The sequence below is a fragment of the Burkholderia sp. SIMBA_051 genome, assembly GCF_046534915.1.
Lineage (GTDB): Bacteria > Pseudomonadota > Gammaproteobacteria > Burkholderiales > Burkholderiaceae > Burkholderia > Burkholderia ambifaria.
The window spans coordinates 230,417-241,543 of record NZ_JAWRXS010000005.1 but is presented as its reverse complement, the minus strand read 5'-3'; the positions used below and the strand labels follow the sequence as shown (position 1 = coordinate 241,543).

10 protein-coding genes are annotated in these 11,127 nt (G+C 70.1%); 7 read left to right on the top strand and 3 right to left on the bottom strand.

All coding sequences use genetic code 11. The annotated features are described in order from the left end of the window. Nucleotides 1–6 precede the first annotated feature (6 nt). Genes nirD through SB771_RS14230 form a run of 3 tightly spaced genes read right to left on the bottom strand, consistent with a single transcriptional unit; the run spans nucleotide 7 to nucleotide 4,337 of the window. Complete coding sequence (nirD, locus tag SB771_RS14240; RefSeq protein WP_006761456.1) at nucleotides 7–354, bottom strand: nitrite reductase small subunit NirD; 348 nt, start codon at nucleotides 352–354, stop codon at nucleotides 7–9. 38 nt (nucleotides 355–392) lie between these two features. Then, nucleotides 393–2,990 carry a nitrite reductase large subunit NirB gene (gene nirB, locus SB771_RS14235; RefSeq protein WP_175659139.1) on the bottom strand — a complete coding sequence of 866 codons (2,598 nt, stop codon included), beginning with the start codon at nucleotides 2,988–2,990 and terminating at the stop codon, nucleotides 393–395. A gap of 21 nt (nucleotides 2,991–3,011) precedes the next feature. Continuing rightward, entirely contained in the window at nucleotides 3,012–4,337 is a 1,326-nt protein-coding gene (locus SB771_RS14230; protein ID WP_175659138.1) for an MFS transporter, read from the bottom strand. A 674-nt stretch (nucleotides 4,338–5,011) separates the two neighbouring features. On the opposite strand from SB771_RS14230, the gene cobA reads away from it, so the two are divergent. The 7 genes from cobA to SB771_RS14195 all read left to right on the top strand — a co-directional run bounded on the left by cobA (nucleotide 5,012) and on the right by SB771_RS14195 (nucleotide 11,088). Continuing rightward, complete coding sequence (cobA, locus tag SB771_RS14225) at nucleotides 5,012–5,782, top strand: uroporphyrinogen-III C-methyltransferase (RefSeq protein ID WP_175659137.1); 771 nt, start codon at nucleotides 5,012–5,014, stop codon at nucleotides 5,780–5,782. 165 nt (nucleotides 5,783–5,947) lie between these two features. Next, the gene (locus tag SB771_RS14220) at nucleotides 5,948–6,544 is read left to right on the top strand and encodes an ANTAR domain-containing response regulator (RefSeq protein ID WP_006756002.1); all 597 of its coding nucleotides are present in this window, start codon (nucleotides 5,948–5,950) and stop codon (nucleotides 6,542–6,544) included. 5 nt (nucleotides 6,545–6,549) lie between these two features. Further along, nucleotides 6,550–7,593, top strand: coding sequence for a CmpA/NrtA family ABC transporter substrate-binding protein (locus SB771_RS14215; RefSeq protein ID WP_175659136.1), 1,044 nt, complete (start codon nucleotides 6,550–6,552; stop codon nucleotides 7,591–7,593). Between the two features lie 173 nt (nucleotides 7,594–7,766). Then, entirely contained in the window at nucleotides 7,767–8,366 is a 600-nt protein-coding gene (locus SB771_RS14210) for a uracil-DNA glycosylase family protein (RefSeq protein ID WP_175659135.1), read from the top strand. Nucleotides 8,367–8,398: 32 nt separating this feature from the next. Continuing rightward, nucleotides 8,399–9,193, top strand: coding sequence for a YkgJ family cysteine cluster protein (locus SB771_RS14205; RefSeq protein WP_175659134.1), 795 nt, complete (start codon nucleotides 8,399–8,401; stop codon nucleotides 9,191–9,193). 125 nt (nucleotides 9,194–9,318) lie between these two features. Next, nucleotides 9,319–10,260, top strand: a complete 942-nt coding sequence (locus tag SB771_RS14200) for a helix-turn-helix transcriptional regulator (RefSeq protein WP_175659133.1) — start codon at nucleotides 9,319–9,321, stop codon at nucleotides 10,258–10,260. Nucleotides 10,261–10,389: 129 nt separating this feature from the next. Further along, on the top strand, nucleotides 10,390–11,088 hold the full coding sequence (locus SB771_RS14195) for a fumarylacetoacetate hydrolase family protein (protein ID WP_175659132.1): 699 nt from the start codon (nucleotides 10,390–10,392) through the stop codon (nucleotides 11,086–11,088). Nucleotides 11,089–11,127 lie beyond the last annotated feature (39 nt).

The window sequence follows — 11,127 nt, the reverse complement described above, 5'->3', positions numbered from 1 at the left end:
GCGCGTTCAGGCGGCAATCCACACGAACCCGTCCTCGACCCGCGACGGATACGCGCTCACCGACTTCTCGGGCGCTTCCAGGCATTCGCCGGTACGCAGGTCGAAATGCTGCTTGTACAGCGGCGACGCGACGACGACGCGCTCGCCGAGGCTGCCGATCAGCCCGCGCGACATCACGGCCGCCTGCGACACCGGGTCGACGTTGTCGATCGCGAACACGCCGCCGGCTTCAGCATGCGCGACGTGAAACACCGCGACCTGCTCGCCGTTGACGAGCGCGCACACGCCGGTGTTCGGCACGATGTCGTCGAGCGGGCACACACGGGTCCAGGACAGGGGAAGACGATCGTTCATGATGGGCTCCTTGGAAAAGACGCGGGTGTCGGTCAGGGTCAAACGGTTGCCGATTCGGTTGCGGATTCGGTGGCCGCTTCGGCGACGACCGGAATCCGGACGGGCCTGCCGCCCACGCGCTCGTCGGGCGTCGCGGGACGGATCTGGCCGCGCGTCTCGACGAAGGCAATGTTCGTGTCCGGCGCGTCACTGTTCACGAAGTGACGGAAGCGCTTGCGCGTTTCCGGATCGGTGACGGCCTTCTTCCATTCGCATTCGTAGGTGTCGACCACGTGCTGCATGTCGGCCTCGAGTTCCGCCGCGATGCCGAGCTTGTCGTGCACGACGACGTCGGTCAGGTAGTCGAGCCCGCCTTCGAGGTTGTCGCGCCACACGCTGGTGCGCTGCAGCCTGTCGGCGGTGCGCACGTAGAACATCAGGAAGCGGTCGATGTAGCGGATCAGCGTGGCACGATCGAGGTCGGATGCGATCAGTTCCGCGTGGCGCGGCTTCATCCCGCCGTTGCCGCACACGTACAGGTTCCAGCCCTTCTCGGTCGCGATGATCCCGACGTCCTTGCCCTGCGCTTCTGCGCACTCGCGCGTGCAGCCCGACACGCCGAACTTGATCTTGTGCGGCGCGCGCAAGCCCTTGTAGCGGTTCTCGATGTCGATCGCGAGGCCGACCGAATCGTCGACGCCGTAGCGGCACCACGTCGAGCCGACGCACGACTTCACGGTGCGCACCGACTTGCCGTACGCATGGCCCGATTCGAAGCCGGCGGCGATCAGCTCTTCCCAGATCGACGGCAACTGCTCGACGCGCGCCCCGAACAGGTCGACGCGCTGGCCGCCCGTGATCTTCGTGTAGAGGCCGTACTTGCGCGCGACCTGGCCGACCGCGATCAGCCCTTCCGGCGTCACCTCGCCGCCCGGCATGCGCGGCACGACCGAGTACGTGCCGTCGCGCTGGATGTTCGCGAGGTAGTAGTCGTTCGAGTCCTGCAGCCCCGCATGCTCCTTCTTCAGCACGAACTCGTTGAAGCACGACGCTAGGATGCCCGCGACGGCCGGCTTGCACACGTCGCAGCCCAGGCCGCGACCGTGCTTCGCGAGCAGCTCGTCGAACGTCGTGATGCGCTCGACGCGGATCAGGTGGAACAGCTCCTGGCGCGAATGCGGGAAGTGCTCGCACAGATGGTTGTTGACCGCGAGGCCCTGCTTCTTCATCTCGGCCTTCATGATCTGCGTGACGAGCGGCACGCAGCCGCCGCACGACGTGCCCGCGCCCGTGCACGATTTCAGTGCACCGAGGCTCGTCGCGCCGTCGGCCACCGCCGCGCAGATCTGCGACTTCGACACGTTGTTGCACGAGCAGATCTGCGCGCCTTCCGGCAGCGCATCCACGCCGATCGCGGGCTTGGCCGCGCCGTCCGACGACGGCAGGATCAGGAATTCCGGCGACTCGGGCAGCTCGATGCGGTTCAGCATCATCTGCAGCAGCGTGCCGTATTCGGCGGCGTCGCCGACCATCACCGCACCGTGCAGGAACTTGCCGCAATCCGACACCACCAGCTTCTTGTAGACCTGGCGACGCTCGTCCGCGTACTGGTAGGTGCGGCTGCCGGCCGTCGTGCCGTGCGCGTCGCCGATGCTGGCGACGTCGACGCCCATCAGCTTGAGCTTCGTGCTCATGTCGGCGCCGGCGAACGCGGCCGCGGCCGCTTCGTCAGCGTCACCCGCGAGCTGCTTCGCGACCACGCGCGCCATGTCGTAGCCGGGCGCGACGAGGCCGTACACCATCCCGTTCCAGGCCGCGCATTCGCCGATCGCGTAGATGTCGGCGTCGCTCGTGCGGCACGCGTCGTCGATCGCGACGCCGCCGCGCGGGCCGATCTCCAGACCGCACGCGCGTGCCAGTTCGTCGCGCGCACGGATGCCGGCCGAGAACACGATCATGTCGGTGTCGAGATGCGAGCCGTCGGCGAACGCCATCCGATGGGTACCTTCCTCGCCATCGACGATCTCGAGCGTGTTCTTGCCCGTATGCACGGTCACGCCGAGCGCCTCGATCTTCGCGCGCAGCATGCGGCCGCCGCCGTCGTCGACCTGCACGGCCATCAGCCGCGGCGCGAATTCGACGACGTGCGTCTCGAGCCCCATGTCGCGCAGCGCCTTCGCGCATTCGAGGCCGAGCAGCCCGCCGCCGATCACCACGCCACGCTTCGCGTGCGCGCCGCACGCCTGCATCGCCTCCAGATCCTCGATCGTCCGGTACACGAAGCAGCCCGCGCGGTCGCGGCCCGGCACCGGCGGCACGAACGGACGCGAGCCCGTCGCGAGCACCAGCTTGTCGTACGCGAGCGTCTCGCCCGACGCGAGCGTGACCGTGTGCGCGGCGCGGTCGATCGACGCGACGCACGCGTTCAAGCGCAGGTCGAACTGCGGATGCCGTTCGAAGAAGCCGGGCTCGACGAGCGACAGGTCGTCCGCCGACTTGCCCGCGAAGAATTCCGACAGGTGCACGCGGTCGTACGCCGGGCGCGGCTCCTCGCCGAGCACCGTGACCTGCAGCGCATCCGCCGCGCCGGCTTGCGCCGCGACGCATTCGAGGAGCTTGTGGCCGACCATCCCATGGCCGATGACGATGAGTTTCATGATGGCGTTTCCCTCGGTCGATCAGTTCGCGGCTTGGGCAGTGGCCAGCGCGCGATCGCGCAGCTCGGCCTCGCGCGCCTTGTGTTCTTCGCTGAAGCGCACGGCCATCGCGCACAATGCGGTCGCGGTGACGGCAAGGCCGAGCAGGCTCAGCGTGTGCTGCACGTCGCCGACGCCCTTCAGCAGGAACGACGCGGCCACCGCGCCGACGTTGCCGCCGGCGCCGATGATCCCCGCGACGCCGCCGAGCGCCTTGCGGTCGATGAACGGCACGAGCGCATAGGTCGCGCCGCAGGCCATGTGCGTGAAGAGGCCGAAGGTCAGCATCGCGACGAGCGCCATGCCGATGCCTTGCGCATGCGAGAACCAGATCAGCCCGAGCCCTTCGCCGACGATCAGCGCGCACAGCAGCGCCGCACGCACGTCGAGACTGCGGCGCGTGGCGATCTTGTCCGACAGCCAGCCGCCGAGCGCGCGGGCGAACAGCGCGAGCATCCCGAACAGGCCGACCGCGAAGCCGGCATCCTTCAGCGACAGGTGGAAGTGGTCGACGTAGTACAGCGCGGCGATGTTGTGGATGAACACCTCGACGCCGAAGCACGCGCCGTACGTGACGAACAGCATCCACACGCGATAGTTGCCGCACGCCGCGAAGAAGCTCGCCCAGCCGCCCTTCTTGCCGCTGTCGACCGTCACGCCCTGCTTGCGCAGCGCGACGAAGTCTCCTTGCGGGCAGTCCTGCGTGAAGCGCCAGTACGCCCATGCCATCACGAGCATCGCGACGCCCGGCACGACCAGCGCGATGCGCCACGACGCGCTGTCACCGAAGCCGAGGATCAGGCCGGCCGCGACGAGCAGCGGCATCATCGCCTGCGTCGCGCCCGCACCGGCGTTGCCCCAGCCGGCCGTCGTCGCGTTCGCGGTGCCGACCACGTTCGGCGCGAACATCACCGACGTGTGATATTGCGTGATCACGAAGCCGGCGCCGATCGCCCCGATGCCCAGGCGGCAGATCAGGAACCACAGATAGTCGTGCGTGAACGACACCGCGAACACGGGAATCGCGCCGAGCACGAGCAGCCCAGCGTACACGCGGCGCGGGCCGAAGCGATCGCACAGCGGGCCGACCAGCAGCCGCACGGCGATCGTCGCGGCCACCGCGGCGATGTTGATGTTCGCGACCTGCGCCGCGGTGAGGTGGAATTCGCGCGCGATCAGCGGCATCAGCGGCGCGCATGCGAACCATGCGAAGAAGCACACGAAGAACGCCATCCACGTCATGTGGAATGCGCGCATCGGCGCGGTGCGGAACGAGAAGAGATCGATACGGGTAGCTTTGTCGGTCATGTCATCCGCCAAACGAAAAACGGCGTCCTGCGCACCCGGTCTCGTCGAGAGACCCGATGCGTAGGACGCCGTTGCCCATGAAGAAGCCCGTTGCCGGGCGCGTTCAGTAATCGGTGCTGCGGACGAATCGCCGTTGATTCGCCCGGACCACCTAACGCAAGCGCCGTGCCATGTCGCCGCGAATCGCGCCGAAAGCCCCGCCGCACAACGCTCGCCGCCCGTCGCCCGCCTCTTGGCGGCGCGCCCCGTGCGATTCGTTGGAATGCATCGAGGCACAGATGTGGTGCGCTGCAGCACTGTCGCCGTGCGACATCGCGGTGCGCGCGGATGGGCGTGATGCACGCCGATGCGTGATCGCGTGCGCCCTGACCCTTCGGCCGCATGCGCGTGCGGCGCCGGTGCAGCCATCGGGCGGCGCATGCCGGCACGCGCGCCGTACCGTTCGCGCAGGCTGGCCCGGATATTGCTGAATCGAATGCACACACCGGCAATGGAGCCGGTGGGCGGCCCCCCGCGATGCGGGCGCGCCGTCGCAGGCAGGTACAGCAGACCGGACAACGACGTCCCTCCCGTGCACGGCACGGCCGGATGCCGTGGTCGCTTCGACCGCCCGCCGCCGCCGCGCGCACCGATACGCTCTCGACCGCCGCACGCACGCGGTACAGGAACACGACATGACGACTGGCAAAGTCACGCTGCTGGGCGCCGGCCCCGGCGATCCCGATCTCCTCACGCTGAAGGCCGTGAAGGCGCTGGCGGCCGCCGACGTGCTGCTGCTCGACGATCTCGTCGCGCCCGGCATCGTCGAACTCGCGCCGCACGCACGCGTGATCCGCGTCGGCAAGCGCGGCGGCTGCCGCTCGACGCCGCAGGCGTTCATCGAGAAACTGATGCGCCGCTACGCGCTGCGCGGCGCGCACGTCGTGCGCGTCAAGGGCGGCGACGCGCTGCTGTTCGGCCGCGCCGGCGAAGAACTCGCGACGCTGCGCGCCGCCGCGATTCCGGTGGACATCATCAACGGCATCTCGTCGGGATTCGCGGCCGCCGCGAGCCTCGGCATCTCGCTCACGCACCGCGAGCACTGCCAGGGCGTCACGTTCGTCACCGCGCACCGCCAGGATCACGGCGAGCCGAATTGGACGGCGCTCGCGGCGACCGGCACGACGCTTGCGATCTACATGGGGATGAGCCGCGTCGACAGCATCGCGGCCGGCCTGCTCGCCGCGCTGCCGGCGTCGACGCCGGCCGCCGCCGTGCAATGGGCCGGCACGCCGCACGAGCGCCGCTGGACCGGCACGCTCGGCGGCCTCGCACGCGGTGTGGCCGCAGCCAGGCTCGGCAGCCCGGCGGTGATCCTCATCGGCGGCGCGATCGGCGAAGCCGCCGTGCAGTGCGTGCCGGATGCGGGCACCGCGATCGAGACGGCGTTCTCCCGTGCCGCGTAGCATGTTCGACGCCACGCGGCACCGACCGCCCACCTATCATGAAAACAGCGGTGCCGATTGCGCCGGCCGCCGGACCGCCGCGTGCTGCGGCGGCCCGATTTCCGCACGAGGCCGCCGCGCCCGATCCGCGCATCGCACCACGATTTCGCCGCCGCCGTTCGCCTCATGAGTACGCCTGTTCCTCCCCTCCGCCTGCGCGTGCTGCTCGTCACCGACACTGACAAGCCGATCGGCGAACTCGGTGACGCGCTCGCGCGCCTCGGCTACGAAATGCTCAACGACGTCGCCACGCCCGCGCGGCTGCCCGCCGCCGTCGAGGAGCAGCGCCCCGACGTCGTGATCATCGATACCGATTCGCCGTCGCGCGACACGCTCGAGCAACTCGCCGTGATGCACGCCACGGCGCCGCGCCCCGTGCTGATGTTCAGCCACGATGCCGACCAGGACCTGATTCACGCGGCGGTCGGCGCGGGCGTCAGCGCGTATCTCGTCGAAGGGCTGTCGGCCGAGCGTCTCGCGCCGATCCTCGAAGTCGCGCTCGCGCGCTTCTCGCACGACGATGCGCTGCGCCGCCGCCTCGCCGACGTCGAGCGCGAACTCGCCGAGCGCAAGCTGATCGACCGCGCGAAGCGCCTGCTGATGGACCAGCGCAAGCTGTCCGAACACGACGCGTATGCGTTCCTGCGCAAACGCGCGATGGATCAGGGGCTGCGCATCGTCGACGTCGCCCGGCAACTGCACGACGCGTCATCCCAATCATGAATGCCATGACACCTTCGCCTCCCGCCGCGCCGGAACGCGCGCATCTTCGTCTCGGGTTCGTCGCGCTGAGCGACGCGGCCCCGCTGATCGTCGCGCAGCAGCTGAATCTCGGCGCACGCCATGGCCTGACGCTGGAACTGAGCCGCCAGCCGTCGTGGGCCGCCGTGCGCGACAAGCTGCTGACCGGCGAGCTCGACGCTGCGCACGCGCTGTACGGGCTCGTGTGCGGGCTGCAACTCGGCATCGGCGGCCCGCAGACCGACATGGCCGCGCTGATGGTGCTGAACCGCAACGGCCAGGCGATCACGTTCGCGCGCGGCCTCGCCGACGCGTATCGCGAAAGCGGCGACGTGCGCGCAGCGCTCGCGACGCTCGGCCGCAAGCCGCTGCTCGCCCAGACCTTCCCGACCGGCACGCATGCGATGTGGCTGAATCATTGGCTCGCGTCGCACGGCGTCGATCCGCTGCGCGACGTGCGCAGCGTCGTGATTCCGCCGCCCGAGATGGTCGCGGCGCTCGCCAGCGGCGAGCTCGACGGCTTCTGCGCGGGCGAGCCGTGGCACGCGGTGGCCGAGGCCTGCGGCGCGGGCCGGACCGTCGCCGTCACGAGCGAGATCTGGCCCGATCATCCGGAGAAGGTGCTCGCCGCGCGGCGCGAATTCGTCGCGCTGTATCCGGCCACGGCGCGCGCGCTGATCCGCACGCTCGTCGATGCGTGCGAATGGCTGGACGATCCCGCGCACCGCCGCGAGGCGGCCGGCTGGCTCGCGTCGCCCGACGCGCTCGGCGTGCCGGCCCGGCTGATCGCGCCGCGTCTGCTCGGCGACTACGGCGCGGGGCCGTTCGCGCAGCCGCCGCTGCCGATCCGCTTCCACGACGGCGGCGCCGTGAACCGGCCGGATCCGCGCGACGGCCAGTGGTTCCTGTCGCAATACCGGCGCTGGGGCATGCTCGACGGCGCGCACGACGACGCAGGGATCGCCGCGGCGATCGCGCAGACGGCGTTGTATGATGCTGCGGTCGCCGAAGGCGGTTCAGCGGGCGAGTGATCCTTCCGATTCGCAGGATGCCGGCGCCATAGGGCCGCAGGGTCAACGCACCGCGCGACGCCGCGCGCTGCGGGAGCGCCTGACGCGATGCGCCGAGCGGCACAGGCACCGGCGCCGGCGCCGCCCGGACGCCGTGATATCCGCGCCGCCCCTTCCGTCCCCGTCCAGAATCGATGCCGAAACGAACGCGCACGTCGCTCGACGTGCTGCTCACTGACATCCGCGCGTGCCGCGCCTGCGAAGCCGAGCTGCCGCTCGGCCCGCGTCCGGTCGTGCGCGCCCATCGCGACGCGCGCATCCTGATCGTCGGGCAGGCGCCCGGCGCCCGCGTCCATGCGAGCGGGATCCCGTGGGACGATGCGAGCGGCAAGCGGCTGCGCGACTGGCTCGGCGTCGACGCCGACACCTTCTATGACGAGACGCGCTTCGCGATCGTGCCGATGGGCTTCTGCTATCCGGGCCGCGGCGCGAGCGGCGACAACCCACCGCGCCCCGAATGCGCGCCACTGTGGATCGACCGGCTGCTCGCCGAACTGCCGTCGATCCGGCTGACGCTGCTGATCGGCCAGTACGCGCAGCGGCATTTCCTGCGCGACACGCGCAAGACGACGCTGACCGACACGGTGCACGCGTGGCGCGACTACGGCCCCGACGTGCTGCCGCTGCCGCATCCGTCGCCACGCAACCAGGCGTGGTTCAAACATCATCCGTGGTTCGACGCCGAGGTCGTGCCCGAGCTGCGCCGGCGCGTCGCGCCGCTGGTGGCGGCCTGACGACAGCCACTCGCACCGCGCCTCCCATCGACATGAATCAGAACGACATCGATTTTTCATGCACCGGCTGCGGCCGCTGCTGCCACGACCTGCGCATTCCGCTGACCATCGCCGAGGCCATCGCGTGGCTGCGGCGCGGCGGCCACGTGGAGCTGCTGTGCGACGCCATGCCGTGGCCCGTCGAACCGGCCGCCGACGACGCGCTCGCCGCGTACAAGCGGGCACGTTCGTCGCCCGCGCTCAGCGGCACGCTGCCGATACGGGTCACCGCCATCCTCACCGCGTCGCATGCGGGGCCGTGCCCGAACCTGCGCGACGACCTGCGCTGCGGCATCTACGACGAACGCCCGCTGGTGTGCCGGATCTACCCGGCCGAGGTCAATCCGTTCGTGCCGCTGATGCCGGACGGCAAGCAGTGCCCGCCGGACGCGTGGCAGCACGCGCCGCTCGCCCGCCACGGAACGATCATCGATGTGCAAACGCACGAGAACATCGCGCGCTCGCGGGAAGCAAGCGCGGCGGAGACGCCGCTGCGCGCGCGACTGTGTGCGGCGCTCGGCATCGATGCGGCGGCCGTCGCGAACGAAGGCTTCGCGATTCATGCGCCGCCCGCCGACAGGCTGCTGTCCGAACTGAGCGCGCTGCCCGATCCATACACGGCGGCAGAGGAGGTGGCGGCCGACGATCGCGCGGCTCCGGCCTGGACGCTGCTGACGAATCGCACCGCGACTGCCGACACGCTGCGCTCGGTCGGCGCATCCAGCCGGCTCGCGAACGACGAGGCCGGCGCCCGCTGCCGCTACCTCGGCTTTCATCCGGCAACGTAATTCGCCGTCGCCGCGCCGAGCGCCCCGCCATCCGACCAGCCCGCACGGATCGCCAGCGGATTCCGGCCGCGCGCGGTTCGCTGTACCATCGCGGCTCAACCGCGTCACGAACAGCAGAATCCTTCATGCCCTCCACCGCCCCGCCGCGCCTGTACGGGATGCCCGAACGCAGCGACCGGCTCGATTTCTACATCCGCGACCAGACGTCGCGCCAGGCGATCACCGAGCCGCACCGTCACGCGTATTTCCAGATCCAGTTCAACCTCGGCGGCGACACCGAGCAGCGGATCGGCGGCGTCACGCGGCCGTTTCCGCGCGGCGCGCTCGCGTTCGTGCTGCCGCACCGCGAGCACCTGATTCCGCATCCGGACGGCGCGCACTTCATCGTGATCAACTTCAGCCAGACGTTCCTGCGCGCCGATCTCGACGTCGATCCGCTCGATCTCGAGGACGTCCCCGCGCACCGCTTTCCCGAGCTGACGCCGTTCCGCTTCCAGGAGCATCTCGACTTCATCCTGACCGGCGACGCGTTCGACGAGGCGCGCCGCCTCGCGCTCTGCATGCTCGACGCCGATCGCGTGCGCACCTTCGGCTCGACGACGCTGCTGCGCGGCTACCTGCTGCAGTTGATCGGGCTCGTCTGCACGCAGTACGCGGGTGCGCTCGACAAGCTCGCACAGCGCGGCGCCCAGCGCGCGGGCCGGCGCGACGCACTCGCGCGCGTGCTGCGCCATGTGCGCGCGAACCTGACCCGCGAGGACCTGACGCTCGCGGCCACCGCCGAGGCCGCGTTCCTGTCGCCGAACTACCTCGCGCACCTCGTGCGCAAGGAAACCGGCAGCACCTTCACCGACCTCGTGACCGAGCGCCGGATCGCGCTCGCGCAATCGTTGCTCGCGCATACGAGCCGCCGCATCGCGGACATCGCGCGCTCGGTCGGCTTCCGCGACGAAGGGTATTTCGCGCGGCGCTTCCGCGCGCGGGTCGGCGTGTCGCCGAAGGCGTACCGGGACGCCAACGCCGCGTTGCCGGACGCCGACACGGCGCCGGTGGCCGGCGACGCGTAGATTTGTCCGGTTAAAACGCAGTTGCGTCGCATCCGGGCGCGCATGCGTCGGGTATCGTTCCATGCATGCCGGCCCGCGGCGCATTGCGCGGGCGGCGGCATCCGTCTTTCCATCGAACGAGGCCATCCGATGTCCGCATACGTCATCGACGCTTCCGAGCGTCCTTCCGTCGAAGTCGATCAGTCGTCCGCGCGCTTTCCGGTGCGCCGCGTGTTCTGCGTCGGCCGCAACTACGCCGATCACGCTCGCGAAATGGGCGCCGATCCCGACCGCGAACCGCCGTTCTTCTTCATGAAGCCGGCCGACGCGATCGTCCCGGCCGGCGGCACCGTCCCGTATCCGCCGCTGACCAGCGACCTGCATCACGAAATCGAGCTGGTCGTCGCGATCGGCAAGGACGGCCGGTCAATCGACCCGGCCGATGCGCTGTCGCACGTGTGGGGCTACGGCGTGGGCGTCGACCTCACGCGCCGCGACCTGCAGGCCGACGCAAAGAAACTGAGCCGGCCGTGGGACTGGGCGAAGGGCTTCGACGCGTCGGGCCCCGTGACCGCACTGCGCTCGACGAGCGTCACCGGCCATCCGGCAAGCGGGCGGATCTGGCTCGCGGTGAACGGCGAAACGCGCCAGCAAGGCGATCTCGCCGACATGATCTGGGCCGTGCCGGACGTGATCGCGTACGTGTCGCGCTCGGTCGAGCTGAAGGCCGGCGACCTGATCTTCACCGGCACGCCGGCGGGCGTCGGCGCGCTGCAGCCGGGCGATAGCGTGACGGGCGGCGTCGATGGGGTGGCGACGTTCGAGTTCGTGATGGGGGCGAAGCCGTAAGGGGAACTCCAGGCCCACGCGACGCGACGTCCATCCGAC

Excerpts from the sequence above, each read along its gene's own strand:
- nirD (WP_006761456.1), bottom strand. The coding sequence starts at position 354 with ATGAACGATCGTCTTCCCCTGTCCTGGACCCGTGTGTGCCCGCTCGAC.
- nirB (WP_175659139.1), bottom strand. The coding sequence starts at position 2,990 with ATGAAACTCATCGTCATCGGCCATGGGATGGTCGGCCACAAGCTCCTC.
- SB771_RS14230 (WP_175659138.1), bottom strand. The coding sequence starts at position 4,337 with ATGACCGACAAAGCTACCCGTATCGATCTCTTCTCGTTCCGCACCGCG.
- cobA (WP_175659137.1), top strand. The coding sequence starts at position 5,012 with ATGACGACTGGCAAAGTCACGCTGCTGGGCGCCGGCCCCGGCGATCCC.
- SB771_RS14220 (WP_006756002.1), top strand. The coding sequence starts at position 5,948 with ATGAGTACGCCTGTTCCTCCCCTCCGCCTGCGCGTGCTGCTCGTCACC.
- SB771_RS14215 (WP_175659136.1), top strand. The coding sequence starts at position 6,550 with ATGACACCTTCGCCTCCCGCCGCGCCGGAACGCGCGCATCTTCGTCTC.
- SB771_RS14210 (WP_175659135.1), top strand. The coding sequence starts at position 7,767 with ATGCCGAAACGAACGCGCACGTCGCTCGACGTGCTGCTCACTGACATC.
- SB771_RS14205 (WP_175659134.1), top strand. The coding sequence starts at position 8,399 with ATGAATCAGAACGACATCGATTTTTCATGCACCGGCTGCGGCCGCTGC.
- SB771_RS14200 (WP_175659133.1), top strand. The coding sequence starts at position 9,319 with ATGCCCTCCACCGCCCCGCCGCGCCTGTACGGGATGCCCGAACGCAGC.
- SB771_RS14195 (WP_175659132.1), top strand. The coding sequence starts at position 10,390 with ATGTCCGCATACGTCATCGACGCTTCCGAGCGTCCTTCCGTCGAAGTC.